The sequence below is a fragment of the Halofilum ochraceum genome, from assembly GCF_001614315.2.
GTDB lineage: Bacteria > Pseudomonadota > Gammaproteobacteria > XJ16 > Halofilaceae > Halofilum > Halofilum ochraceum.
In genome coordinates this window covers 162,059-188,375 of the sequence record NZ_LVEG02000011.1, presented here as the reverse complement: position 1 = coordinate 188,375, position 26,317 = coordinate 162,059, and the positions used below count along the sequence as shown (strand labels likewise).

At 65.6% G+C, this 26,317-nt stretch carries 26 protein-coding genes and 1 tRNA gene; 5 read left to right on the top strand and 22 right to left on the bottom strand.

The features are described from left to right. Positions 1–77: 77 nt before the first annotated feature. Positions 78–1,592 (bottom strand): threonine ammonia-lyase, biosynthetic, encoded by a 1,515-nt coding sequence (ilvA, locus tag A0W70_RS11950; RefSeq protein WP_070989362.1) that lies wholly within the window; start codon positions 1,590–1,592, stop codon positions 78–80. 106 nt (positions 1,593–1,698) lie between these two features. Between ilvA and rpiA the strand changes: the two genes are divergently transcribed. Further along, positions 1,699–2,355 (top strand): ribose-5-phosphate isomerase RpiA, encoded by a 657-nt coding sequence (gene rpiA / locus A0W70_RS11945; protein WP_070989361.1) that lies wholly within the window; start codon positions 1,699–1,701, stop codon positions 2,353–2,355. 349 nt (positions 2,356–2,704) lie between these two features. Here the strand turns inward: rpiA and A0W70_RS11940 are convergent. The 5 genes from A0W70_RS11940 to A0W70_RS11920 form a co-directional block, all read right to left on the bottom strand. Next, positions 2,705–2,778 (bottom strand) — tRNA-Gln (locus A0W70_RS11940). Positions 2,779–2,833: 55 nt separating this feature from the next. Beyond that, complete coding sequence (gene rpsI, locus A0W70_RS11935) at positions 2,834–3,223, bottom strand: 30S ribosomal protein S9 (protein ID WP_070989360.1); 390 nt, start codon at positions 3,221–3,223, stop codon at positions 2,834–2,836. 32 nt (positions 3,224–3,255) lie between these two features. Then, positions 3,256–3,684, bottom strand: a complete 429-nt coding sequence (rplM, locus tag A0W70_RS11930; protein WP_070989359.1) for a 50S ribosomal protein L13 — start codon at positions 3,682–3,684, stop codon at positions 3,256–3,258. Between the two features lie 364 nt (positions 3,685–4,048). After that, on the bottom strand, positions 4,049–4,867 hold the full coding sequence (speD, locus tag A0W70_RS11925) for an adenosylmethionine decarboxylase (protein ID WP_070989396.1): 819 nt from the start codon (positions 4,865–4,867) through the stop codon (positions 4,049–4,051). A 258-nt stretch (positions 4,868–5,125) separates the two neighbouring features. Next, positions 5,126–5,545, bottom strand: coding sequence for an OsmC family protein (locus A0W70_RS11920; RefSeq protein WP_070989358.1), 420 nt, complete (start codon positions 5,543–5,545; stop codon positions 5,126–5,128). A 55-nt stretch (positions 5,546–5,600) separates the two neighbouring features. Here A0W70_RS11920 and crp point away from each other — a divergent pair, with 55 nt between their 5' ends. Beyond that, entirely contained in the window at positions 5,601–6,239 is a 639-nt protein-coding gene (gene crp, locus A0W70_RS11915) for a cAMP-activated global transcriptional regulator CRP (RefSeq protein WP_070989357.1), read from the top strand. 333 nt (positions 6,240–6,572) lie between these two features. On the opposite strand, the gene trpC is transcribed toward crp, so the two are convergent. The 16 genes from trpC to purE form a co-directional block, all read right to left on the bottom strand. Further along, positions 6,573–7,403 carry an indole-3-glycerol phosphate synthase TrpC gene (trpC, locus tag A0W70_RS11910; RefSeq protein ID WP_070989356.1) on the bottom strand — a complete coding sequence of 277 codons (831 nt, stop codon included), beginning with the start codon at positions 7,401–7,403 and terminating at the stop codon, positions 6,573–6,575. Beyond that, positions 7,393–8,409 (bottom strand): anthranilate phosphoribosyltransferase, encoded by a 1,017-nt coding sequence (trpD, locus tag A0W70_RS11905; protein WP_070989355.1) that lies wholly within the window; start codon positions 8,407–8,409, stop codon positions 7,393–7,395. The genes trpC and trpD overlap by 11 nt, the downstream gene beginning before the upstream one ends. Next, entirely contained in the window at positions 8,406–9,017 is a 612-nt protein-coding gene (locus A0W70_RS11900; protein WP_070989354.1) for an anthranilate synthase component II, read from the bottom strand. Before A0W70_RS11900 ends, trpD begins: the two co-directional genes overlap by 4 nt. A gap of 60 nt (positions 9,018–9,077) precedes the next feature. Beyond that, positions 9,078–9,467 carry a GxxExxY protein gene (locus A0W70_RS11895; protein ID WP_070989395.1) on the bottom strand — a complete coding sequence of 130 codons (390 nt, stop codon included), beginning with the start codon at positions 9,465–9,467 and terminating at the stop codon, positions 9,078–9,080. 52 nt (positions 9,468–9,519) lie between these two features. Then, on the bottom strand, positions 9,520–11,019 hold the full coding sequence (trpE, locus tag A0W70_RS11890) for an anthranilate synthase component I (protein WP_070989353.1): 1,500 nt from the start codon (positions 11,017–11,019) through the stop codon (positions 9,520–9,522). A gap of 352 nt (positions 11,020–11,371) precedes the next feature. Beyond that, the gene (locus A0W70_RS11885) at positions 11,372–12,043 is read right to left on the bottom strand and encodes a phosphoglycolate phosphatase (protein WP_070989352.1); all 672 of its coding nucleotides are present in this window, start codon (positions 12,041–12,043) and stop codon (positions 11,372–11,374) included. Positions 12,044–12,189: 146 nt separating this feature from the next. Further along, a complete protein-coding gene (locus A0W70_RS11880; protein WP_070989351.1) occupies positions 12,190–14,496 on the bottom strand; it encodes a S8 family serine peptidase in 2,307 nt (768 codons plus the stop codon). A 181-nt stretch (positions 14,497–14,677) separates the two neighbouring features. Beyond that, positions 14,678–15,094 carry a hypothetical protein gene (locus A0W70_RS11875; RefSeq protein ID WP_139150852.1) on the bottom strand — a complete coding sequence of 139 codons (417 nt, stop codon included), beginning with the start codon at positions 15,092–15,094 and terminating at the stop codon, positions 14,678–14,680. Between the two features lie 269 nt (positions 15,095–15,363). Next, the gene (rpe, locus tag A0W70_RS11870; RefSeq protein WP_070989349.1) at positions 15,364–16,047 is read right to left on the bottom strand and encodes a ribulose-phosphate 3-epimerase; all 684 of its coding nucleotides are present in this window, start codon (positions 16,045–16,047) and stop codon (positions 15,364–15,366) included. 244 nt (positions 16,048–16,291) lie between these two features. Continuing rightward, positions 16,292–16,951 carry an autotransporter outer membrane beta-barrel domain-containing protein gene (locus A0W70_RS11865; protein WP_070989348.1) on the bottom strand — a complete coding sequence of 220 codons (660 nt, stop codon included), beginning with the start codon at positions 16,949–16,951 and terminating at the stop codon, positions 16,292–16,294. Positions 16,952–16,992: 41 nt separating this feature from the next. Next, positions 16,993–19,374, bottom strand: a complete 2,382-nt coding sequence (locus A0W70_RS11860) for a PKD domain-containing protein (protein ID WP_139150851.1) — start codon at positions 19,372–19,374, stop codon at positions 16,993–16,995. After that, positions 19,374–19,793: a hypothetical protein gene (locus A0W70_RS11855; protein WP_139150850.1), complete on the bottom strand. Its 420-nt coding sequence runs from the start codon at positions 19,791–19,793 to the stop codon at positions 19,374–19,376. Before A0W70_RS11855 ends, A0W70_RS11860 begins: the two co-directional genes overlap by 1 nt. Before the next feature lie 141 nt (positions 19,794–19,934). Further along, positions 19,935–20,954: an ABC transporter permease gene (locus tag A0W70_RS11850; protein WP_070989345.1), complete on the bottom strand. Its 1,020-nt coding sequence runs from the start codon at positions 20,952–20,954 to the stop codon at positions 19,935–19,937. Beyond that, on the bottom strand, positions 20,951–21,832 hold the full coding sequence (locus tag A0W70_RS11845) for an ABC transporter ATP-binding protein (protein ID WP_070989344.1): 882 nt from the start codon (positions 21,830–21,832) through the stop codon (positions 20,951–20,953). The genes A0W70_RS11850 and A0W70_RS11845 overlap by 4 nt, the downstream gene beginning before the upstream one ends. A 115-nt stretch (positions 21,833–21,947) precedes the next feature. After that, entirely contained in the window at positions 21,948–23,093 is a 1,146-nt protein-coding gene (locus A0W70_RS11840) for a 5-(carboxyamino)imidazole ribonucleotide synthase (RefSeq protein ID WP_070989343.1), read from the bottom strand. Positions 23,094–23,098: 5 nt separating this feature from the next. Beyond that, complete coding sequence (gene purE / locus A0W70_RS11835; protein WP_070989342.1) at positions 23,099–23,593, bottom strand: 5-(carboxyamino)imidazole ribonucleotide mutase; 495 nt, start codon at positions 23,591–23,593, stop codon at positions 23,099–23,101. A 468-nt stretch (positions 23,594–24,061) separates the two neighbouring features. Here purE and A0W70_RS11830 point away from each other — a divergent pair, with 468 nt between their 5' ends. From A0W70_RS11830 to A0W70_RS11820, 3 genes are all read left to right on the top strand, one after another. Continuing rightward, positions 24,062–24,280 (top strand): (2Fe-2S)-binding protein, encoded by a 219-nt coding sequence (locus tag A0W70_RS11830; RefSeq protein WP_070989341.1) that lies wholly within the window; start codon positions 24,062–24,064, stop codon positions 24,278–24,280. A 112-nt stretch (positions 24,281–24,392) separates the two neighbouring features. Further along, on the top strand, positions 24,393–24,857 hold the full coding sequence (gene bfr, locus A0W70_RS11825; RefSeq protein ID WP_070989340.1) for a bacterioferritin: 465 nt from the start codon (positions 24,393–24,395) through the stop codon (positions 24,855–24,857). A gap of 527 nt (positions 24,858–25,384) precedes the next feature. Then, positions 25,385–26,290 (top strand): phosphoribosylaminoimidazolesuccinocarboxamide synthase, encoded by a 906-nt coding sequence (locus A0W70_RS11820; protein WP_070989339.1) that lies wholly within the window; start codon positions 25,385–25,387, stop codon positions 26,288–26,290. Positions 26,291–26,317: the final 27 nt, after the last annotated feature.

Sequence of the window (26,317 nt, the reverse complement as noted above, 5' to 3'; positions counted from 1 at the left end):
TGCGTTCTCGTGGGGCGCCCTTGGCGCGTTGGCGAGAACCCACGGACGGGCGTCAAAGGCTCGCCACGGATCGAAGATCAGCGCAGGAAGGTCTGATACGCCGAGTTATCCGACTCCTCTTCCCAGAAATACCCCAGGTCATCGAGGAATTTCCGGAACGCCTTACCGTCTTCCTCTGGCACCTGCATCCCGGCCAGGACCCGGCCATACGCGGCACCGTGGTTGCGGTAGTGGAACAGCGAGATGTTCCAGCCACGCCCCATGCCATCGAGGAAATTCTGCAGCGCCCCCGGACGCTCCGGGAACTCGAACCGCAGGACGCGCTCGTTCGGCACGAGCCCATTGGTATGACCGCCGACGAGATAGCGTATGTGCAGCTTCGCCATCTCGTTATCGGTCATGTCGAGGATTTCATAGCCCTTCCCGCGCAGATCATCGAGAATCGCCTGGCGCTCGTCTTCACCGCCGCGGGTCTGCACGCCGACGAAAACATGCGCTTCATCGGTGTCGGCGTAGCGGTAATTGAACTCCGTGACCGAGCGCTTGCCGAGCGCGTTGCAGAATTTGCGGAAGGCGCCCGGGCGCTCGGGCAGCGTGGCCGCGAACAGTACTTCCCGGTGCTCGCCCAGCTCCGCGCGTTCGGCGACATGGCGCAGACGATCGAAATTGATGTTGGCGCCGCAGATAACGGGAATGAGATTGGCATCCGTCAGCCCTTCGCGCTCGACATAGCGCTTGATGCCGGCGACGCCCAGCGCGCCGGCCGGCTCCGTCAGCGTCCGGGTGTCGCCGAACACGTCCTTGATCGCCGCACAGATCTCGTCCGTGGTCACGGTGACGATCTCATCGACATACTTGCGGGCGAGACGGAAGGTCTCCTTACCGGGACAGGCCACGGCGACGCCGTCGGCGAAGATCCCCACGTGCTTGAGGCGGGTACGGCGACCGCGCTCGAGGGAGACCGACATCGACGCGGCATCCTCCGGCTCCACGCCGATGATCGTCGTCTCCGGCCGCAAGTACTTCATGAACGCGGCGATGCCGGTGATCAGGCCGCCACCACCGACCGGCACGAACACGGCATGGAGGTCGTCGCCGAACTGACGGCAGAGTTCCATGCCGACGGTCCCCTGACCGGCGATGGTGTCGGGGTGGTCGTAGGGGTGGATGAACGGGTAGCCGTGTTCCTCCTCGATCTCGCGGGCATGCGCGTACGCCTCGTCATAGGCATCGCCATGCAGGATCGCGCGCCCGCCCAATGCCTTCACGGCATCGACCTTGATCTGCGGGGTCGTGCGCGGCATCACGATCATGGCCTTGAGACCAAGCTTCTTCGCGGCCAGCGCGACACCCTGGGCGTGGTTGCCCGCCGAGGAACAGGTCACGCCTTCGAGTTTCTGCTGCCGGCTCAGCTGCCAGATCCTGTTGTACGCACCCCGCAGCTTGAACGAGAAGATGCTTTGCATGTCCTCGCGCTTGAGCATGATGCGGTTGCCAAGTCGGCGCGAGAGCGCCGGGGCTTCTTCGAGCGGCGATTCGATCGCGACGTCGTAGACGCGCGCGGAGAGGATTTTTTCGATGTACTTATCCATAAGTCCGCCAAGGTAGCAACCTGGATGGAAATTGAACAGGGTCGCGGGGTTTGCTGCCCCACGGGTGACGGCTACACTTACTAACCCGCCAGCGGAGACTAGATCGATGTCCCAGGACGATGCCAAACGCCAGGCGGCCGAGGCCGCGCTGGAATTCGTAACCGACGACATGATCGTCGGCGTCGGCACCGGCTCGACGGTGAATCATTTCATCGATGCACTGGCCGGCATGGCCGCCCGGATCGAGGGTGCGGTCGCCAGTTCCGAGGCCAGCGCCGAGCGACTGCGCAAATATCGGATCCCGGTGCTCGAACTCAACGACACGGGCGACCTGCCGCTGTACGTGGACGGTGCCGACGAGTTCACGGTCCACCGCGCCCTGATCAAGGGCGGCGGCGGCGCGCTCACGCGCGAGAAGATCGTCGCCGGCGCCAGCCGCCGATTCGTATGCATCGTCGACCAGAGCAAGCGTGTCGACTGGCTCGGCAGCTTCCCGCTGCCGGTGGAAGTCATCCCGATGGCGCGCTCGTTCGTCGCGCGCCAACTGACCCGCCTCGGCGGTCAGCCCGAACTGCGCAGCGGCGTGACGACGGATAATGGCAACGTGATCCTCGACGTCCACAACCTCGAGATCATGGAACCGATCGAGACCGAGCGCCGCATCAATGACATCCCCGGCGTCGTCTGCAACGGCATCTTCGCCCTGCGCCCCGCCGACGAAATCCTCATCGCCGGGCCCGACGGGATCGAACGTATCCGCTGACCGCTTTGTGCGATGGGTCGATCGAAAGAAAAACCGGGAACCACGAATGAACACGAATGGACACGAATGGCGATCGGGGCCGAGGACACGCCTGAGGGGCTTCGCCAGGACCCGGTAGGCGCGTTTTTGCGCAGCAAACGCGCGCGTTCGCCTTCGGCGAAAACGCGCCTGCGTTCCAGCCGCCACCACATCGGTAGCGAAACCCGCTCAGCGAAGCTCCATCCCGATCGAAGCTGCCACAATCACCATTCGTGTTTATTCGTGTCCATTCGTGGTTCCGCCTTCCCTTCACCGGCCCCCGAACGAAAAACGCCGCGCCCGGCAGACCGGGCGCGGCGTTTTCGCGATATGGCTGGGGGACCAGGATTCGAACCTGGGTTGACGGAGTCAGAGTCCGTAGTCCTACCGCTAGACGATCCCCCAGTTGTCTCGACCCATACCCTACGAAAATTCGCAGGGCATGGGCAACCGAGCGACCTCAGCGCTTGGAGTACTGGGTCGCGCGGCGGGCCTTGCGCAGGCCGATCTTCTTCCGCTCGACCTTGCGGTCGTCGCGCGTCAGGTAGCCGCCCTGACGGAGCACGCCCCGCAGGTCTTCCTCGTAGGAGACGAGCGCGCGGGCGACGCCCATGCGGATCGCGCCGGCCTGACCGCTGCCACCACCGCCCTCGACGGTGATATGGAAGTCGAAGCGGCTCTGGACCTCAGCGGCCTCGAGGGGCTGGCGCACGATCATGCGCGCCGTCTCGCGGCCGAAGAATTCGTCCACCGGGCGACCGTTGACGGTGATGTCACCGGAGCCGGGGCGCATGAATACGCGTGCGCTGGAGGTTTTGCGACGGCCCGTGCCGTAATACTGCTGCTGCATGCTGCTGATTCCTCGTTGGCTGACCGTGACGCTCAGATATCAAGCGGCTGCGGCTGCTGGGCCTGATGCCGGTGCTCGGGGCCCGGATAGACCTTGAGCTTGCGGAACATCGAACGGCCGAGCGGGTTGCGCGGGAGCATCCCCTTGACGGCGTACTCGATGATGCGCTCCGGCTTGCGCTGGCGCAGCTTGTTGAGCGGCTCGGACTTCAGGTTACCGACGTAACCGGTCCACCGATGGTAGTACTTGTCAGCTTCCTTGTTGCCACTGACGCGCACCTTGTCGGCGTTGACGACCACGATGTAGTCGCCGGTATCGACGTGCGGCGTGTATTCCGGTTTATGCTTGCCGCGCAGGCGCCGGGCGATCTCGGTCGCGAGCCGGCCCAGCGTCTTGCCGCTGGCATCGACCACGTACCAGTCCCGCCGGACTTCCTCGGGCTTCGCGCTGAAGGTCTTCATCGACGACTCCGGACGATCTTGCGGGGCGGCGCCGGGTCCCGGCCCGCCGAAAGGGGCGCGATTTTACCCAGAAGTGCCGCGCCATACAAGCACCCCCCACGATTTGCATCCCCGCCGCAGGCTTGCTACAACAAGCGCCATTCAGCGCCCCCCGGGGGGCGCTTCCCGGCCGGCGGGCTCTACCGGGGTCGGGAGGATGACCAGGCACGCCCCGGCGGCGCCTGCACGGACAACAACAACAATAAACAATAAGCGCGTCAGCGACGCGAGACACAACCATAAAAAGATTGCGGAGGGGGCCTCGGCCCCCCGGATTTTTCTCCGGGGGCGCGCTTAGTAGGCTTTGGGTTTCCCGGACAGCCTCCTAGAGCTTGAGGCTGCGCCCGAGGTTCCGCCCGTAGAAGATCTCGGCCATCTCCCGCCGCACCTGCTGCTCCACCTTGCGCAGTTCCTTAGGCGGCAGATCCTCCTTCCCGGCGCCAAACAGGTAATCATTCAGATCGAATTCGCCCAGGACCATCTTCGTGTGGAAGAGGTTCTCCTGATACACGTTGACGTCGAACATCTGATACCGCTCCTTGGTATCGCGCGACATATAGTTCTGGATCGAGTTGATCTTATGGTCGATGAAGTGCTTCTTGCCCTTCACGTCCCGGGTAAAGCCCCGGACGCGGTAGTCGACGATCACGATATCCGACTCGAAACTGTGGATCAGGTAGTTCAGCGCCTTCAGCGGCGATATCCGACCGCAGGTCGAGACGTCGATATCCGCCCGGAAGGTGCTGATGCCGCCATCCGGGTGGCTCTCCGGATAGGTGTGAACCGTAATATGGCTCTTGTCGAGGTGGCCGGCGATGGCCTCCGGGAGCGGCCCGGGAGATTCCGTGTTCGAGATCCCCTCGGAGGCGACTGGCTCCTCGGAGATCAGCAGCGTGACGCTGGCGCCCTGGGGCTCATAGTTCTGGCGCGCGACATTGAGGACGTTCGCGCCGATCAGGGCGGCGACATCCTCGAGAATGCCGGTCAGGCGCTCGGCGTTGTATTCCTCGTCGATATATTCGATGTATTCACGGCGATGCTGCTCGCTCTGGGCATAGCAGATGTCGTGGATGTTGAAGCTCAGCGTCTTCGTGAGGTTGTTGAAACCGTGAAGCCTGATATTGCGCTTGAGCGTCTGTGACAAGATTACGCCCCCGGCTGCGGGTCCCCGGCGCGACGCCTTCGACCGACCATAAACCCCGGCGACCCATGCCACCGGCCCGAATCCCGACGCGGTACCGCCGGCCTGCCGCGACAACCGCATCAGTCGATCGACGCCCCGTGCAACCGGGGGATCGGCTCGCGCGGTCCAGTGCGGCACCGGTCGGTATCCCGACCACTACGGGAAGCCGGCCATACTACCAGAACGCGACATACCCCCACGATACCGGGCGCAACGGAATCATGTCTCGGGACGCAGCTCCCAGTCGTGGGTGATGACCGCGGTCGAGGCGAGCATCCGGGCGACCGAGCAGTATTTCTCCGCGGACAGTTCGACGGCGCGCGCGATCCGGTCTTCGCCGAGCTCGTCGCCACTGACGACGAAGTGCATGTGGATCGCGGTAAAGACCTTCGGATCCTCGGCCGCGCGCTCGGCCTCGATCTCGACGTGACAGGCGGCCACGGCCCGGCGCGACCGCCGCAGGATGTGCACCACGTCGAAGGCACTGCAGCCGCCGAGGCCGAGCAGTACCATCTCCATCGGGCGTGGCCCCTGGTTGCGCCCACCGGCATCCGGCGGGCCATCCATGACGACCGAGTGACCGCTGTCGGTCCGCCCGACGAACCGGGCCTCGCCCTCCCAGGTTATACTCGCGTGCATACTCCCTACTCCATTGTCTTTGACAGGTCAGGCAAAGGCGGTCAAGAATCCGGTCATGGCACTGCACTCACCAGGCAAGGCGGAACCCGACTGGCTGCCGGTCCTGCTGGAGCACAGCCACCGTCATTCGTATCCGGCGCGCGCCACCATCATCCAGGGCGGGGCGAAGTCGGACGTACTCTATTACATCCTGAGCGGCTCGGTCAGCGTCAGCATCGAGGATGCCGAGGGCCATGAAATCATCCTCGCGTACCTCAACGAAGGCGAGTTCTTCGGCGAGATGGGGATGTTCGACGAGGACACCCAGCGCAGTGCCTGGGTGACCGCGCGCACCGAGTGCACGCTTGCCGAGGCCGACTACGACCAGTTCCGCGCGATGTCACAGCACACGCCGGACGTGCTGTTCGCGGTCGCGGCCCAGATGGCCGAGCGCCTGCGCCGCACCAGCGCCAAGGTCCACGACCTCGCCTTCCTCGACGTCGCCGGCCGCGTCGCCCGGACGCTGCTGGATCTCGCCCATGAGCCGGATGCCATGACGCACCCGGACGGCATGCAGATCAAAATCACCCGCCAGGAAATCGCCCGGATCGTCGGCTGCTCCCGCGAGATGGTCGGGCGGGTCCTCAAGGATCTCGAGGACGGCGGCCTGATCGAGGCCCACGGCAAGACCATGGTGGTGCACGGGACGCGCTGAACGCGCGCTGCGGGTCCGTACCGTCTTTGCACGCAATCCTGCGTACGGGCTCCATCACACCTTCTTCGGGGGTCTCGCCAAGACGCGAAGGAAGAAATAACGAGGCCCTGTAGGAGCGAGCTTGCTCGCGATAGTGCTCGCACGGCAGTTGGCTGAAACAATGGCCATCGCTGACCACCGCCGTGTCGGCGGGGCTTCTCTGTAACCCCTAGCGCAGTGCGGGCACATTCGCGAGCAAGCTCGCTCCTACAGATTTTTCCCTTTCTTCGCGTCCCTTGGCGACCTTGGCGCCTTGGCGAGAACCCTCTGACGAGCCTTGGCAGACCCCTGCGGTCAGCCAAACGCATTCGCGCCGAACAGTTCCGCGAGGCGGGCGCCCGGATCGGGCGCGGTCATGAAGGCCTCGCCTATCAGGAAGGCGTGAACGCCATTCGCCCGCATGCCGGCCACGTCGTCGGCCGTATGGATCCCGCTTTCCGTCACCAGCAGCACCTCGGCGGGGACCCGCTCGCGCAGCCGCGTGGTGGTCGCGACATCGGTCTCGAAAGTGCGCAGATCACGGTTATTGATACCGACCAGGTCCGGTTCCATTGCGAGTGCCCGCTCCAGCTCGTCGGCGTCATGGACTTCGATCAGCGCATCCATGCCGAGGTGGGCGGCCAGATCCCGCAGTTCGCGCATCGCGGCATCGCCGAGCGCGGCGGCGATCAGCAGGATCGCATCCGCGCCCATCGCGCGTGCCTCGTAGACCTGGTAGGGATCGATCACGAAGTCCTTGCGCAGCACCGGCAGGCCGCTGGACTCGCGCGCGGCGGCCAGATGGGCCGGATCGCCCTGGAAGAAGTCACGATCGGTCAGCACCGACAGCGCGGCGGCGCCGCCGGCCGCGTACGAGCGCCCGATCGCAGCCGGATCGAAATCGGCGCGAAGCACGCCCCGGCTCGGACTCGCTTTCTTCACCTCCGCGATCACGGCCGCACCGCCGGCCTCGATGCGGTGCGCGAGTGCGTCCCGCAGACCCCGCGGGGCGTCCGCTTCAGCCGCCCGCCGGGCGAGCGCCGACAGCGGCTCCCGGTCCGCGGCAGCCGCGATCTCCTCCACCTTGCGCGCGAGGATGCGGCGGAGGATATCCGGGGTATCGGCGATCGGCGTTTCAGAACTCATTGGACACCCGCACCAGCTCGTCGAGATTGATCCGGGCAGAGCCGTTCGCCATGGCCTTGCTGGCCTGCTCGACTCCCTCGTACAGCGTCGGCGCCGCGCCGGCGACGTAAATCGCGGCGCCGGCATTCAGGGCGACGATGTCGCGTGCGGGGCCGTCCTCATTGTCGAGGCACGACTTGACCATGCGCAGACTCTCGTCGCGCGTACCGACCCGGATCCGGGCGATATTGGCCCGTTCCAGGCCGAAATCCTCCGGCTTGATCGTATATGTCGAGAGCTCCCCCTCGCGGAACTCGGCGACCTTCGTTTCCGCGCCGATGCTGATCTCATCGAGCCCGTCGGCCGCGTGCACGACCATGACGTGGCGGCTGCCGAGTTCGCCCAGCACACGGGCAAGGTGCTCCACCCAGTGCTCGGAGAACACGCCGATGACCTGATTCGGCGCGCCGGCCGGGTTCGTCAGCGGCCCGAGGACATTGAACAGGGTCCGGACCGCCATTTCCTTGCGGGGGCCGACGGCGTAACGCATGGCCTTGTGATGGGCCGGCGCGAACAGGAACCCGATCCCGACGCGTTCGATGCACTGACCGACCTCCGCCGGCGTCAGGTCCAGATTGACGCCCGCGGCCTCGAGCACGTCGGCGCTGCCGGAGGCACTGGAGACCGAACGGTTGCCGTGCTTGGCCACATTGGCGCCGCCCGCGGCGGCCACCAGCGCGGCGGCGGTCGAGATATTGAACGTGCCGGCCGCGTCACCGCCGGTACCGCAGGTATCGACCAGGTGATCGACGTGCGCAGTCACCCGGCTGGAGAGTTCGCGCATCACGGTGGCGGCGCCGACCACCTCGTCGACGGTCTCGCCCTTCATGCGCAGCCCGATCAGGAACCCGCCGATCTGGGCGTCGGTCGCCTCGCCGGTCATGATCTGGCGCATGACCGCGATCATCTCGTCGGCGCTCAGGTCACGCCCCTCGGTTACGGCCTTGATGGCTTCCTGGACATTCATGCGGGCGCCTCCTCCGGTTGCCGCTCGGCCGCGCGGCCGAGGAAGTTCTGCAGCAGGTCGTGGCCGTTGCGGGTGAGAATCGACTCGGGGTGGAACTGCACGCCCTCGATCGCCAGCTCACGATGCCGCAGCCCCATGATCTCGTCCATGGAGCCATCGGACAGTTCCGTCCACGCCGTGACCTCCAGGCAGTCCGGCAGCCCCTCGCGCGCGACCACCAGCGAATGATACCGCGTCGCCTCGAACGGGTTGGGCAGACCGGTGAACACCCCCTCGCCCGTGTGGTGTATCAGCGAGGTTTTGCCATGCATGATCTCGCGGGCGTGCACGACCCGCCCGCCGAACGCCTGGCCGATGCTCTGGTGCCCGAGACAGACCCCCAGGATCGGGATGCGCCCGGCGAAGCGGAGTACCGATTCGACCGAAATGCCCGCCTCATTGGGCGTACACGGGCCGGGCGAGATCATCAGCAGCTCCGGCTCCAGCGCGTCGAGTTCGTCGACGGTCAGCTCGTCGTTACGATACACCGCCACCTCGGCACCCAGCTCGCCCAGATACTGGACGAGGTTCCAGGTGAACGAGTCGTAGTTGTCGATCATTACCAGCATGGTCGATTTCCTCGCCCTAAAAAGGCAATCTCTCGCCAAGACGCCAAGCGCGCCAAGAATTCAGGGTGCTTCTTGCGCGCGATTTGCAACGCGGACGATGCCCTCTCTCATCAACGCCCGGTTAAAATTCAAAAGGTATCCGAGTCGCCGCCCCGTTAGCCTGAGGTAGGTTAGCAACTGTTTTCTGTGCGCATTATTCAGGCTCTCGACGCACTTCATTTCCACGATCACTCGGGACTGGATCAAGAGGTCCATTCGAAAGCCTTCTTCGAAATCGACGCCACGATACCGCAACGGCACCGGGACCTGTCTCGCGACGGCGAGTCCACGCTCACGCAGCTCATGGGCCATAATCGCTTCATAGACAGTTTCCAATAGCCCCGGTCCCAATTCGCGATGCACGGCAACCGCCGCATCGACCACGATACGATCAATCTCATCGTCCGTCATACCAGCCTTCCTTGGCGCGCTTGGTGTCTTGGCGAGAAACCGATTTTTCAGGTCAGCGCTCTGGAACCCCATCCGCCGCATCGAGTCCTTTCTCGGCGAGTTCGACCGCGCGGATCATGCCGCGGGCCTTGTTCATGGTCTCTTCCCATTCGGCGTCCGGCTCGGAGTCGTGGACGATGCCGCCGCCGGCCTGGACGTGGAGTTCGCCGTCCTTGATCACGGCGGTGCGGATCGCGATGGCGGTATCCATGTCGCCGGACCACGCGAGATAGCCGACCGCGCCGGAATACACACCCCGCCGGACCGGCTCGAGTTCGTCGATGATCTCGAGCGCGCGGATCTTCGGCGCACCCGACAGCGTGCCCGCCGGGAACGTCGCCCGCAGCACGTCGAGCGCCGACAGTCCGGGCCGGAGCCGGCCGACGACGTTGGAGACGATGTGCATTACGTGAGAATAGCGCTCCACCGTCATGTTGTCGGTGAGTTCAACCGAGCCGATCTCCGCGATCCGGCCGACGTCGTTGCGGCCGAGGTCGATCAGCATCAGGTGCTCCGCCCGTTCCTTCGGGTCGGCGAGCAGCTCGGCCTCCAGCGCCCGGTCCTCGGCGTCGTCGCGGCCGCGCCGGCGGGTACCCGCGATCGGGCGGACCGTCACCTCGCCGTCCTCGACCCGGGTCAGGATCTCCGGCGATGCCCCGACGACCTGGAAATCGTCGAAATCCAGCAGGTACATGTACGGCGAGGGATTGAGGCAGCGCAGGGCGCGGTACAGATCGATCGGGCGGGCCGCGAACGGGACCGTCATGCGCTGGGAGGGCACGACCTGCATGACGTCGCCGTCGACGATGTAGCGCTTGATGCGCTCGACGGCATCCTTGTAACCCGCCTCGGTGAAACCGGAGACGAAGTCCTTCTCCGAGACGTCGAACGCGCGTGTCGGCGTCGGATAACCGGTGCCCGGCCCGCGCAGATCGCTCATCAGGTTGTCGATCCGGGTCTCGCCGGCGACGCGAGCCTCCTCGGTCGGCTCGACGAAGACGATGAACCGGGCGGTGCCGCGCAGGTTGTCGAAGACGACCACTTCATCCGACAGCATCAGCAGGATCGTGGGCGTTCCGAGCGGATCCGGCTTGTTCTGCGGCACATCGAGACGTGGCTCGATGTAACGGATGGTGTCATAGCCGAAATAACCGACCAGACCACCCTGCACGCGCGGCAGCCCCTCGACATCCGGCACCTGAAAACGGGCGCGGTAGTCCTCGATCCACGCCAGTGGATCGGCCACCTCCGCCTGCTCGACCACCTCGCCGTCGGTCGCCACCGTAACGGTCCGCTCCTCGACCCGGACGACCGTCCGACAGGGCAGGCCGATGACGGAGTAACGGCCCCACTTCTCGCCGCCGTGCACGGACTCGAACAGATACGAGTACGGGCCGTCGACGAGCTTCGACCAGGTGGACAGCGGGGTATCGAAATCCGCGAGGATCTCGCGGGAGAGCGGAATGCGGTTATAGCCCGCGCGGGCGTATTCGTGGAACTGCTTTGGCGTCATGGGGTGTCAACTCCGGAAATATCGGTACAGCGCTCGGTCTTCAGCCCGCGCGCCACCATCGCCGCGAATGCGGCGCCGACCCTTTCCGGTTGCTGGACACCAACGCCATGATATCGGCCGTGCAGAACGAAACGCCATTAAAACGGGGCGCCCGCGTCCCGTCAAGCGCGCCCAACCGATCCGTGAGCCGCTGTGTCACCGCGCCGCTATTTCCCGGCGCTGATCATCTTTGGCCAGGATGCAGAACGCGTCAGGATGGAAAAGCCCCGTGGCTCGGGTTGACGAAGGAAACCCAACAGCCACCCAGGAGCGATTCAACCAGGAGCAGTCACCGGCGAAACCGGCAAGCGACTCAGGCCGTCTCCGCGGTCACGGCCGCAGCAAGTTCATCGAAGCGATCGAAGATGCGGTCGGGAGCACTGTCCTCCAGCGGCGCGCCCCGGTTGTAACCGGTCCGCACGCACCACGCCTGACAACCGGCCGCCCGGGCCGCTGCCACATCAATCGCCGAGTCGCCGACCATCACACAATCCTCGATCGCCACGTCCAGCTTGCGCGCCGCCGCTTCCAGAGGCGCCGCCGCGGGCTTGGTGCCGTGACCGCTGTCGCCAGCGATCACTGTATCGAAACGATCGGCGATGCCAATCGACCCCAGCAGACCCACCGCGAATATACGCGCTTTGTTGGTGATACACGCGATCGCCCACCCGGCCGCCCGCACGGCATCCAGGCCCTCCACCACGCCGGGATACAGCGGCGCCATCGTCCCCAGCACCTCGGCGTAGGCCGTATCGAAATCCGCGCGCGCACGGCGCAGGCTCGAGTCGTCGGATTCCTCGTCCCGGGCCGCCATCAGCGCCCGCCGGATGAGGCAATCGAGACCATCACCGACCCAATCCCTGACGCGGTCCGCACCGGCGGGTTCATACCCGAGGTCCCGCAGCACGCGGTCAAGGGCGACTGCCAGTTCCGGCACACTGTCGACCAGCGTGCCGTCAAGATCGACCAACAGGCCTTTAGCCATACCGAACTCCCATTGTCCTGAACGCCGCGTAGGACGCGCTCACACGGAGGATCCACAGCCGAGCTTCATTGCTGCCCCCAACCGCCAACGATACCGCTGCCCCTACCACATCCCGATCCAATCAGGTTGCGGACCGGCCTGCGAGTCTAGCGCGACAGCGAATCCTCAGCCGATCCACCTCTGCGGACTCGCGCTCTCCCGATGGCCCGATACAACCCGAGGAGAACCAGCGCATACAGCAGGTGCACCCCGACAGCACCGCCACCGCCTCCGCCGCCGCTGCTGCCACCGCCTTCATCGCCAGCGGCATCACCGTCGTCTTCTACGGGCTCGTCTACGGGCTCGTCGTCCGTCACCTCGGCCTCCACCGCAAGAGTCACCGTCGCGACATCCGTACCGCCAAATCCGTCCTCCACTTCGATTGCAAACGAGTCACTGCCGATAAAACCGGGATCAGGCGTATAGCTGACCGTATTCCCTGACAGGTTCAGCGAACCGCTGGACGGCGACGTGGCCACGCTGTAATCGAGGGAATGGTTATTGGGATCACTGGCCGCAATCGATACATCCAGCGGCGTATTCTCCACCGTCATCGCGGACTCACTCTGCGCGACCGGTGGGTCATTGGCCTCCCGGATCGCCTTCAGGGCATCCACGGCCCGCCCGGTCGTCGTATTGGCATCAAGCGCCATCACATCGTCACCACCTTCGAGCACCGCGGCACGGATTTCGCGATAACCCTTGTCGGGAGCCACGGACCATGCCAGAGCGGCGATGCCCGTGACATAAGGCGTAGCCATCGAGGTACCGGAAAGGAAGCCCGTTTCATCAGTGTCATCCACCACTTTGCGCACCACGAGCCCCGCGACCGCGACCCCGTTGGCGACGTCGCTTGCATCGGTCGCCAGGCGGAAACCGATACTGCAGTTCGTGCCAGCGCAATCCGCGATGCTGCCAGAAACGGTGACGACCCCATCCGAGTCGATGGGACCCTCGCCCTCACCGTCAAGCACCCCGTCTTCGAAGGGATCCCCCGGACTGGTACCGGCTTTGTGCGCAGCCTGGAGAAGGTCGCTTCCGGCGAGCGTGTATTCGGTGGAATACGTGTAACCGCCGGCGATACTGTCAGTCAGATCGAACTCCCCGTACGCGCGCGCATCGAGATTATTCGTATATGTTCCGCCGCCGCACCAGTCGACCGGATTGACCAGGATCTTGACACCAGGCTCGCAAAAGGAATCAGTACGCCAGGAAGCATTACCAACCCAGTCCCCGAAGTCCGCCAGCGTGCGGGGGCCAGGGATTGCGCTGCGGATATTGACGCCGGGCGCTCCCACATCGACCGCCGTATCACCGAAATTCGAAAAATCGGCGAGGCTGTAATCCTGGTCGAGCGCGGCGACACAGATGATGTTGTCGAGATCGAAGCTGCATGGATAGACCGGATCGTTGGCCGGATTGGAATTTTCCCCTTCGTTTCCCGCCGCTGCGATCACGAGAACACCATTGGCGCGCGCATTTTCGAGGGAATCCTTCAGAACCTGGTCGAATTCCTCCTGGCCGAGGCTCATGTTGATCAGATCTGCCCCATTATTCACGGCGTAGTCGACGCCTTCGATAATATCGCTCGTGACCCCCAGCCCATTACCCCCCAGGACCCGGACACTCATGAGTTCGGCCTGCCAGCAGACACCGGTCATCACGCTGGAATTGTCTCCTGCCGCGCCGATCACTCCGGCCACATGGGTGCCATGGCGATGCCCTGCATCCGGCAACGGATCGTCATCGTTGGTTTCGCCGACAAAATCTCGACCGCTGTTCGACGCACCGTCCCACATGTTGTCGGCAAGATCGGCATGACCATAATTTACTCCGGTATCGAGAACCGCAATACGCTTGCTGCTGCAGTCGGTCGCCAGATCCCAGGCGGCAGCCGCATCGATATCCTGCCCCGCCGTACCGGCCGTGCCATTCACGAATTGACCGTTGTTCTCAAGCCCCCACAGCTCACCGTAGTCCGGGTCATTCGGCGTAGCCTGGGCCTTGTAGATGTAGTTGGGCTGTGCGTACGCGACATTGGGATCGTGGCGATAGGCCCTCACCGCATCCGCGACACTCTCCCCGCCGCCGATACGGACTCTGGCCATCGACGGCCGCGCGTCTACGGCTTCCCCTATGCTGTCACCATGGGCCTGCACGGCATGTCGGCTGACCTGATCGGCGGCGGCGTTTCTGAACGTGACGAGTATTTCGTTCTCAACGTAATCGACACCGGGCACACCGAGGCCATCTGCCGACGACATCTGCGTCTGCGAAACCGCCGCCCCGAGGGCAGAGCTCGAAGCCACCGCGCCGCCGCTGGCTTTTCCGTGCACTGCCAATGGCATCACGCCCACCAGCAGCGCCAGTGCGACGCCGGTACCTGGATGGCCGATGGCTTTGACTGATTCCATTATTCTCCCTCCTTGTGATTCCCCGCTTGGTTGCGGGATGTCCATTCGCGCCTGACACGTGGGAGCGCACATACACCCCCGAATCGCGCGGAAGCGCAACGAAAGTTCTCGTTTTTTGTGATGGGCCTGCGGTGACTGGCGGTGAACGGCATGCAGCAGCACGCCCGACTGCCCGGGTCTGTTACGGCTTCAAATCGCCCGATAAGCCGGTGGCGTCGTCACTGGAATAGCGGTAGTTCGGCTCGACCCTAAGGATCGCATCGTCCCCGACGACCCACTCCCGCACGATATCCGGCCCCGGATCCGAGATCAGGCGAATCCGGTACAGCGCACGATTCGTCTCCAGGGCATCGATTCGTTCGAGCCCATGGTCGCCAAAGGCCTGCTCCAGCATCGCGCGAGCCGAGTCGCGCCCGGCGAGTTCCACGACGTATTCGCCCTCGACGCGCTCCGCCTCACTGGCGTCCGGCGCCTGCCCGGAGCCCGACGCGGTCGCGCAGGCCATCACCGTGGATACGAGAAGGCACAGCAGTCCGGCGCATCCGGCACGGAGCAGGGTAGCGGGGATGAGTCGTGAAGTTACGGAAATATCGGGCATATCCACTCCCTGTGGCTTGACCGTCCATGGAATGCACCGTCAGGAAGACGGGCGCGCTCGTTCGATGCAATCGGTGGCGCGGTTCACCTCCTGGGGGCAGCGCATCCTGGCTGCCAGGGACCCACGCCACGGTCGGCCGGGGTCCGCGATTCAGGCGGACCTGGAGACCGAGCCGGAGTCGCTACGCGACTATAGTCGTGAACATACCATGCAGTACAACCTGCCTGAAATCCCCGAGCGTCCACGAGAGTCGAAAATACCGGTCGAGATTAGCCGTTACGGGCTTCGGCGATCGCGTTGCGCATATCGCCGATCACCTGGGCATAGTCCGGCGCGCTGAAGATGGCGGAGCCGGCGACGAAGGTGTCGGCGCCGGCGGCGGCGACTTCGCCAATGTTGGCGGTCTTGATGCCGCCGTCGACTTCCAGGCGGGCGTCGCTGCCGAGTTCGTCCAGCAGGGCGCGGGCCTCGCGCAGTTTGTCGAGGGTGCGGGGAATGAATTTCTGACCGCCGAAGCCGGGATTGACGGACATCAGCAGGACCATGTCGACCTTGTCGGCGACATAGCGCAGCACGTCGAGCGGGGTCGCCGGGTTGAACACGAGGCCTGTCCTGCAGCCGTGTTCGCGTGCGAGCGCCAGCGAGCGATCGACGTGCTCGCTCGCCTCCGGGTGGAACGTGATCCAGTCGGCGCCGGCGCTGGCGAAATCCGGGATCAGGCGATCGACGGGTTTGACCATCAGATGGACGTCGATCGGGGCCGTGATTCCGTAGTTGCGCAGTGCCTCACAGACCAGCGGGCCGATGGTCAGGTTGGGGACGTAATGATTGTCCATGACGTCGAAGTGGACCATATCGGCGCCGGCAGCGAGGACGTTCTCGACCTCCTCGCCCAGGCGGGCAAAATCGGCGGCGAGGATGGACGGGGCGATCAGGGCATCATGGAGGGACATGGCGGCGATCCGGATGGGCTGCGTGACGGCAGCGCGAGCCTAGCCGACCCAAACTCGGGCGACAAGCCTTGTGCGGGCCCGTTTCGCGGGGCCTGACGATTGTCTCTGCAGTGAAAGCCGGCTGTTGTTGCCTGCCTGGATGGATGACCTCGAGGTCAGCGAGCCGCAAAGCATGAGGGAGGTACCGGTCTGCCGGACCGGATCCCGGCAAAAGCCGGCCTACGGTGAGGACGAGGAAACCGGTTCAGAACCGGTAGAGAAGACCGAACTGGACGACCGGGTAGAGATTGTAGTCCGACCATTCGTCTTCGATTTCGTCTTCCGCCTCGTTCAGGTCCTGCTGGCTGGCCCCGGTATCGCTCGTCTCGCGCAGTTCGACGTCCGGATCGCCCCTGGCCAGTACGCCCAGATCGAGCGTCATTTCCAGGTTGCTGCGATCGAACCGCCAATCCCAGCCGGTGCCGATATAGGGCGTCCATTCCTCGAATTTGACCTCGGCTTCGAGGCGGCCGTTCCGCGACGCCTGGCCGTCACCGATCTCGTCGCCGATTTCCACGTCGGCCGCGGCATCGATGCGATGGTCCGTCGCCATGACGCCCCCCGTGAGGCGAAACTTGCCCCCGAACGGGTGCCAGTCCAGGAGTCCGTGCACCGTATCGAAGTCGATGCCAGCCTCGTAATCGAGATCATCCTCTTCCCAGTCACTGCTGGTCTTGAAGCGATTGAATCCGAACCGGAAACCGGTGTATGGACTGACCTGGGCATCAATTCCGAGACCGAGACCAAGGGTGCCGAAGTGGAAATCCACTCCGGTCCGGCTGGCCTGGGCCGCGGGCACGGCCAGCGCGCCGGCGAGCGCAAGGACTACGGTCCGGAACGCTACCTGTGCGAATCGACTGGACATCCCTTTTGCTCCCTTCCGTGCAGTGACGGTCGCTCACCGATTCATTCTACTCCGCATCGCGGGGGCATGCGGGCGCGAGTAACCAGCAGCAGCGCGAGCAGCAGCAAAGGCCCGCCGACACTGCCACCGCCACCGTCGCTTTGCACCTCCACCGTGACGCGATCGGAATCCGACAGACAGGCGGCGTCACCGACGCGCAATTCGAAGACGACCGTCGACGGCCTTGCGGGCGCGTCGAAGCGGGTCCGGGCGCCGGCCGGGCTGGTCAGGTCGACCCGCGGACCGGCGACCTGGCGCCATCGGTAGCTGTCGACGAAATTGTTGTCGGTGCTGTCACCGCCATCGAGCGTCACGGTGTCGCCGGCGTCCACGGACCGATCCCGCCCGGCATCGGCGCGTGGTGGGGCATCCCCGGAAAGCAGCGCGGCACCGGCATCCACGAGGCCGCTGCCGGTCACGGCGTCACAGCCCACAGCGGCGTTGCGGCCCGTCACGTCGACTGCAGCGGCCTGGAGCCGGCCGGCGATGCCCGGCGGCGTCAGCGTGCCATCGTCCTCGAGCAGGAGCGCGGCCACGGCCGCGGCATTCGGGGCCGCGGCGGAGGTGCCGAAGAAATTGGGGTGGGTATCATCCTCGCCACCTTCGTCCTCGAGCCCGGTGTTATCCCATGGCGTCCCGAAGAACGAGGTGTTGTTGCCATCGGTCGCGGCGATGACCGGCTGCGGGCCCTGGGTGGCGCGCCGGAAGGTGCCATCCGGGCGGAAATGCCGTTCGAGCGCGCCGCCGAGCGCGGTGTAGGACTGCGGATCGATCCGGCTGGCGCTCGGGCCGGTGTTGGGGGCAGCGAGATACCGCCCCGCGTCGTACCACGGCACCGCACCCACTCCGAATACGCCCGTGGCCACCGTGTGGCCGTACATCGTCGCCGCGGGATCAGGCCCGCCCATCGTGTCGAGGTACTGGATGGTGCTGGACCGCCGCCCGCTCTCATAGAACACGAGGCGGAACTCCAGGCGCGTGCCGCTACCCTGCGGGATCTCGTCCTGGGCCCCGGCCCAGTGGTCGACGGCCAGATAGAATGTGCGCCCGCCACTCCCCCCGTCGAGCCGCACGACTTCGACCGGATCCTGCCCGTCCCGCGCGGTCTCCGCCTTCTGGTCGATCACGCTGCTGAGCGTGGTGTTCACGCTGAATGGCGAGCGGTCGCTGAATGCGAGCAGATCCAGGTCGATGCGCGGACCGTTGCCGGTGTTCGCGGGCACGGACAACGCCGGCTGGTTCCACTGCAGCACGGCGGTAGCCGTCGAATCGGCCGGCACCTCCACTTCGAGATACGGATTGCCGCCCGCCCAGTCATGAAAATCCCGTTCACTGGGCGGAAACAGGGTCTCCCGACCGTCGTCGTCATCGGAGGCCAGCAGGTCGTCATACGTCTCGCGAAAGGCGCGCTGGCCGCTGTTGCCGGCCGCCGAGAAAAACGGAACCCCACGGGCAACGCATGCCTCGGCCGCGCGGCTGATCGGATCGCGCTGGTACATCAGCTCGGCGAGAAAGCCGATGTCGTCGACCACGACGTCGACGCCGCTTGCGGGCGCACACAGCGTATCGATGGCATCGGCGAACCCGGCGATACCGCCGGCCACCGCCGTGTGAAACGTGATACCCGCGCCGGGCGCGATGTCGTGGATGAGTTCCGCCATTGCGGCGCCCTCGTCGACCAATTCCCCGGATGCATCGTCACGCAGGATCTCGACCTCTGCCGGGAGTTCGCCGTCGTCCTGAGGCCGGCTGCCACGCATGGTAACGGGCGAGGACTTCGCTTCCGTGCTGCCGGTATCCTTGCCATCGAACGTGGTGTCCTCATCGACCACCCCCGGATCCCCGGGGGAATTGTCCTCGGTACGGGACATGCTGTCGGACAGGATGCCGACGGTGATCCCGCTGCCGTCGAGGTCCGCACGGCTGCCGTCACTGCCATTGATGGCGTCGACGTTCATGACCTCCACCGCCCGGCTCGGAACCAGGCCGGCGCGCCGGCGGTAGCCGAAGTCCTGCGCGACCATCCGCACGCCGGACATCTCGGCAAGACGGCGCAGGGACTCGCGATCGGATACCGCAACGGTGGCGCGCGCGTGCCCTCGCGACATCGCGATCACCCGGACACCCGCCGCCGCGAGATCGGTCCGTGTAACGGGCATGCCGGGATCGAGGATGACGTCGGCCCGCACTTCGCCGCGCGTATCCGTCGCGCGGCCGCCGCGCCATGCGACGCCGGCGGTCTCCATCTGCTGCAGGATGCCGCGGCTGACGCCGGGTGGCGTGTTCTGGCCTTTCGCCTTGCCCTTCGCGTCCGCGGCGAGGCCGTCGCCCGGCAGGAGCACGGCGAGCAGCAGGGCCGTCGTCATGGGGAGACCCGAACGCATCAGTGCGAAGCTCCGTTGTCGCTCCGTCCGGCGCTGCCGTATTCCGGGGTGATCGCGCGGACCGGGGAGAGCGCCGCCAGCGCATGCAGTGCATCGACATCCCGCACGCTGGCGGCGACGCGTTCGTATTTCACCGAGAAGTGATGCAATCGCACCCCGTCGAATTCGAACCGGACGCGGTCATCGGACCGCAGCCCCGCTGTCTGGATATCCACGCGGACGCCGTAGTCGTCGGTCTGCACGCCGGCCGCCCGGGCCCGTTGACGCAGCTCGGCGTGATCCGCAGCGCCCTGGAACAGATCGAGCAGGCGCCTGGCGATGGTGGCGTCACCGGATTTCCCGGCCTGCGTAGCGCCTGCGCTGCAACCGAGGCTCAGGGCGAGTGCACCGGCGCAGACGAGGAGATAACGGTGGAACATTCGCGTCTCGCGGGTGGGTGGCCGCGTCCCGGCGACCGCAGGATTTACTGTACCGATCCGCCGGTACAGGTCAATTCGGATCGGCCCGTTTGTGACGGCATCATCATCGACGGGCAAGCGGCAGCGGTCATCGCGACACGGTCACTCCCACCGGAACATGGATGCACCGATCGCGAGAAACACGGCCGCCATCGCCAGCAGCAGTGCAAGCTGCGGCGCGATCGCGGCGAGACCGGCACCGTCGATCATCACGGCGCGCGCCGCGTCGATGACATGCGTCAGCGGTAGCCCCTGGGCGACGATCTGCAGCCAGGGGTGCAGACCCTCGACGGAGAACCAAACCCCGGACAGGAACATCATCGGCCAGGTGAACAGATTCAGGAGCCCGCCGGCCAGTTCCTCGCTGGCGGTCCGTGCGGCGACGATCAGGCCGAGGGCGATCAGGCAGATGCCGCCGGCGACCAGGACGAGCAGGAGACCGAACGGGTTGCCGTGGATCGGGAAATCGAGGATCGCGTGGCTGCCGATAAAGATGGCGCTGGTGATGACGACGATGATCATCAGGCGCGAGCCGAGCTGGGCGATCAGGTATTCGGCCGGGCGCAGCGGTGTGGCCTTGAAGCGTTTCAGCACGCCGTTCTTGCGATACCGCACGATCACGAAGCCGACCCCGAACAGGGCCGTGAACATCATGTTCATCGCGAGTAGTCCCGGCACCAGCCAGTCGACATAGCGGATCACGCGCCCGGGCACGGACTGGCGGGTGTATGCACGCTGGTCGGCATTCACGCCACGCAGGACACGTTCGAGCATATAGCCTTTCGGCGACGCGTCGCTGACCCAGTAGCGCCGCTCCCGTGCATCGATCAACAGGTCGAGCTCGTGATGGCGCACCTGCTCGACACCGCGCGACCGGTCACGCACGCGGGCGTATTCGACATGGTCGATCCCCAGCGCACGCTCGGCCACCGCCGGATCGCCGAGCACACCGATGGTGTAGCGCTCGGGCGCGCTGCCCGAGAAGGCGAAGGCGAAACCGAACACGATGGCGACCGGCAGCAGCACACTCCAGGCCAGCGTCGCCCGATCGCGGAAGAACTCGCGATTGCGCGCGACGAAAACGGCCGCGATACGGCGGAGATCGAGGTGCGGACCGATCATGCGCGCATCGTCCGGCCGGTGAGTTCCAGGAAGAGATCCTCCAGCGTCCGCTCGCGGATGCGCAGCCGCTCCAGCGGCACCCCGCGTTCGATAAGCGCGGCGATGGTGTCGGCGACATCGTGGGTCAGCAGCTCAACGCGATCGCCGGCGTCGACAGCCGTGGCCGGCAGCCCGGCCACGTCGCCGAGATCGGCGCGCGGCAGTTCGAGCACGGTCTCACCAAAATGCTCGGACAGCAGTTGCCCCGGCGCACCGCGGGCAATGATCCGGCCGTGGTCGACGATCGCGATCTCACTGCACAGACGCGCGGCCTCTTCCATGTAATGCGTGGTGAGCAGAACCGTCTTGCCGCGTGTACGGATCCGCTCGATCAATGACCAGAAGTTGCGGCGGGCCTGCGGATCCAGCCCGGTGGTGGGCTCATCGAGAAAAACGACATCCGGGTCGTTCACCAGCGCGATCGCCAGCAGCAGGCGCTGGCGCTGGCCGCCGGAGATCCGGTTGCAGTACTGGCCGAGGAAGCCCTCCAGCGCGCACAGACCGATCAGCTCGTCGATGGCGAGCGTGCGCGGATAGAGGCTGGCGAACAGCTCGAGTGCCTCGCGCGCGGTCATGTAGTCGGGGAGCGCCGTTTTCTGGAACTGGATTCCGGCGCGGGCCCGAAAGGTATCGCCACGCGGCGCGCCGCGGAAACGGATGGTGCCGTCCGTGGGTTCGGTAAGCCCCTCGAGCATCTCCACGGTCGTGGTCTTGCCGGCCCCGTTGGGCCCGAGCAGGCCGAAGCAGGCGCCCGGCTGCAGACCGAAGCTCACGCCATCGACGGCGCGCAGCTCACCGTAGTGCTTGACCAGCCCGTCGGCCTCAAGGAGGTAGTCCATGGTCGATTCCGTCCGGCGGCGGCAGGCGGGAACACCCATGGTAGCCTGGACGAGGACCGGTCAGACGAGTCCCCGACGGGTCTCGGCCGCCGGGTTCAGGCGATCCGGATGCCCCTCAGGCGCCGACGAGTTCGGCGTGGAGTGCCCGTGCGCGCTCGAGCGCAGTGGCCGCGTCCATCGCCAGCACGTTGATGTGGCCCATCTTCCGCCCGGGTCGCGGTTCGCGTTTACCGTAGAGATGCAGGTAGGCGCCCGGCGTTGCGAAGACCCGCGACCAGTCGGGATCGCCGTCGTTCCACAGGTCGCCGAGGAGGTTCACCATCGCGACCGGCGACAGCAGATCGGTGGGCCCCGGCGTGAACCCGCAGAGCAGGCGCACCTGCTGCTCGAACTGCGTGGTCGCGGCGGCGTCCAGGGTGTAATGCCCCGAGTTGTGCGGCCGTGGCGCCAGTTCGTTCACCAGGATCTCGTCATCGCCGGTCACGAACAGCTCGACGCCGAGCACCCCGACATAACCAAGCGCCTCGGCGGTCGCGGCGGCCACCGCCCGGGCGCGCTCGGCCATGGCGGCATCGACCGCGGCCGGAAGCGCCGTTGTCGAGAGAATGCCGTCGACGTGTACGTTCTCGCCCGGCGGGTAACACGCGACCGTACCGTCCGCCGCCCGACAGACGATGACCGAGAGTTCCCGCGCCAGCGTCACCCGGCGTTCGAGGATGCACTCGGCCTCGCCGAGCGACGCGAAGGCGTCGGTCGCGGCCGCGGGCGAGTCGACCGGTGCCTGGCCCTTGCCGTCGTAGCCCCCGGAGGCATGCTTCAGCAGCGACGGCGTCCCCACGGCGGCCAGTGCCGACTTGAGATCGGCCGGCGAAGAGACTTCGGCCCAGGGCACGGTCGGCAGACCATGGCGATCGAAGAAGGCCTTTTCGCGCAGCCGGTTCTGGGTCGGCGCGACGGCCTCGCCGGCGGGCCGGACGATGCAGTGCCGGGTCAGCCGTGCCAGCGCCTCGGCAGGCACGTTCTCGAATTCGGTCGAGATCGCGTCACATTCGCCGGCGAGCCGATCCAGCGCGGCGGTGTCGAGGTAACCGGCATGGACGTGCTCGTCAGCCATCGCGCCCGCGGGGCTGAGCGGGTCCGGATCCAGTACGAGAACCCGGTATCCCATCGTGCGGGCGGCGACGGTGAACATACGCCCGAGCTGGCCACCACCGAGCATCCCCAGCGTGGAACCCGGCATGATCGGACGGCCTGCAGCCATCGCGTTTACTCCTCCGGCGGCACGCGCATCGCCATCGCTCGGTCGCGCTGCTTTTCGCGAAAGTCCGCGAGCTGTTGCGCGAGTGCCGGGTCGCCGTTGGCGATCAGCGCGGCCGCGAACAGGCCGGCGTTCGCGGCCCCCGACTCGCCGATCGCGAAAGTGGCCACCGGCACGCCCTTCGGCATCTGCACGATCGAGTAGAGCGAGTCCTGCCCCGAGAGATAGCGCGAGGGGACGGGCACACCGAGTACGGGGACCGTCGTCTTGGCGGCGAGCATCCCGGGCAGGTGTGCAGCCCCGCCGGCGCCCGCGATGATGCAGTGCAGACCGCGCGCGGCGGCCTGCTCCGCATACTCGAACATGAGATCCGGCGTCCGATGGGCGGAAACGACGCGCGCCTCGACCGGCACGCCGAAACCTTCGAGCTGTTCGACCGCATGGCGCATGACGGGCCAGTCGCTGTCGCTGCCCATGACCACGCCGACTTTCGGCTGGGACATGGCGTGCCCTCCCTTGGGCCGCGGAAAACCGGGCATTATGGCGAACGCGGCAGCGCCGTGCTACCCGCCATTCCAGACTGGACCCGGCTCCGGACTGCGATAAGGGGCCAGAAGCCGGAAGACCGGATTCACGCAGAGCCGCGGAGGCCGGGGAGAAAAACGGCCGGCTGTTGATGCAGATGATTCCGGAGATCTGCGCCGGCATCCGGAATACAATTAATGGCATACAGGCTCCGGTTGCCCGTCAGGGCCACCGTTCCGCCGTCCTCCGCGCTCTCCGCGGCTCTGCGTGATCCCGGTTTTGACGCGTCGGCCAAAGTCTCTCCGCCGCATGAATGCTGGCCGGCTCGGGCCACGATATGCGCGGATTCCGGTGAATCGAAATTTTCGGTTGCGAATCATTCGCAACCGCAAGTACACTGCATTTGCGGTCCCGCCGATTCCCCTGACCGCGCGGAGGCACAATTCATGTACGTCTGCATCTGCAACTCGGTGACCGATCACGCGATTCGCCGCGCGGTGCGCGGGGGAACGGTAAGCTTCGAGCAGCTCCGCTTCGAACTCGGCGTATCACGCAGCTGTGGCCGTTGCGAGCAGCACGCCCGCTCGGTGATGGCCGAGGCGATGGCGACCGAACTGCCCGCCCTGCCGAGGGGCGTGATCCTGCCGGACGCGGTCCCCGCCTGACCCCGGCCCTCGTGACTGGCCTGTATCCGGGCTATGCGCTACCATTAGACACAGTCTAAATCGCGGCAGCGTTTCAGGCTGCCCTCCGTCGCGAACACAGGGGACCCCCACCATGCAGGGTGATGCCAAAGTCATCGAATATCTCAACCGCGCGCTCAAGCACGAGCTGACGGCCATCAATCAATTCTTCCTGCATGCCCGGATGCTCGAGGACTGGGGACTCGAGAAGTACAACGAGAAGGAATACAACGAGTCCATCGAGGAGATGCAGCACGCGGACAAGCTGATCAAGCGGATCCTGTTCCTCGAGGGCCTGCCCAATCTCCAGGATCTCGGCAAGCTCCTGATCGGCGAGAACGTCGAGGAGATCATCCGCAACGACCGCCAGATCGAGATCGACGCGCTTGAGCTGTATCGCGAAGCGGTCGGCTACTGCGAGCAGGTGCAGGACTACGCGACGCGCGATCTCTTCTCCACGCTGCTCGCCGAGGAAGAGGAACACCTCGACTGGCTCGACACCCAGCTCGAGCGCCTGCAGTCGATGGGCCGCGAGAACTTCATCCAGTACTGGACGTAAGTTCCGGGCGTACGTTTCCGGGCATTCGGGCGGGCGCTCCCGGATTCCGACTTCGCCTGCATCCTGGCTACGGCCATGCGCATTGATGGCGCCTCTCTGTAGCCCGAAAGGAGCGTCAGCGGAATCCGGGACACGAGTGCCGATTACCGATCAGAAAAGTGCCGGCATCCCGAACAGCAGCAGGGCGGTAGAGGCCACGGTGCCGAGTGTCGCCCACAGTACCGAACGCATTTCCGCGCACCACCAGCCGGATTCACCAGGCGCCGTTTGAGAGACACGTCCGCGCCCATCACGCGTTCTCCGCACCTCCCGCCTTCGTGCGGCCCCTTCTGTCACTGCACCGGTCCGGCCGGCCGGCGAATCGAACGATGGTTCCGCGGTCAGCATGCTCGCACCTCCCTGCCAGTAGATTCCAATGATAACGATTCTCATTCGCATATCAATAGAGGCATAGAGATGCTTCGGGCCATGGACGCCGACGCCGCGAACGTCGACAATCGCCGCTCCACAAAGCCTGCACACACGCCATGCCGACCGAAGACTCGCTTTTCCGACCGCGGATCGAATCGCTGGAGCACCTGCACAGCGGCAAGGTCCGGGAACTCTATGCCATCGACGACGAGCGCATGCTGATCGTCGCCACGGACCGCCTGTCCGCGTTCGACGTGATCCTGCCCACCCCGATCCCGGGCAAAGGGCGGCTGCTGACGACGCTGTCCAATTTCTGGTTCGGGCGGCTCGGGCACGTCATCGGCAATCACCTGCTGGATGTCGATCTCGCGGAGGTCCTCCCGGACGCCGAAGAACGCGCGCAGGTTGAGGGACGTGCGGTCGTCGCGCGCCGGCTGCAGCCGCTGCCGGTCGAGGCGATCGTGCGGGGTTATCTGATCGGCTCGGGGCTCCGCGATTACGAGGCCACCGGCGGCATCGGCGGCATTCCACTGCCCGACGGCCTGCGGCGCGCCGATCGCCTGCCGGAGCCGATGTTTACCCCGTCGACGAAGGCGTCCGTCGGCGATCACGACGAGAACATCGACCTTGGGCGCATGGCGGAGCTGGCCGGTCCGGAATACGCCGAGCGGATCCGGGCGGCGAGCCTGCGCCTCTACGCCGAGGCGGCGGCGTACGCCGCCGAACGCGGCCTGATCATCGCCGACACGAAGTTCGAGTTCGGGATCGCTCCCGACGGCGAGCTGGTGCTGATCGACGAACTGCTGACGCCGGACTCCTCGCGCTTCTGGCCCGCCGACGGCTGGCGTCCCGGCGAGAACCCGCCGTCATTCGACAAGCAGTTCATCCGCGACTGGCTGGAGACCCTGGACTGGGACAAAACCGCCCCGGGACCGGAGGTACCGGACGCGATCGCACGGGAAACGGCCGACAAGTACCGGGAAGCGGTCGACCGCTTGACCGGGCCGCCTGATCGCCCATGACGACCCCGGTGGGCACGGCAAACATGC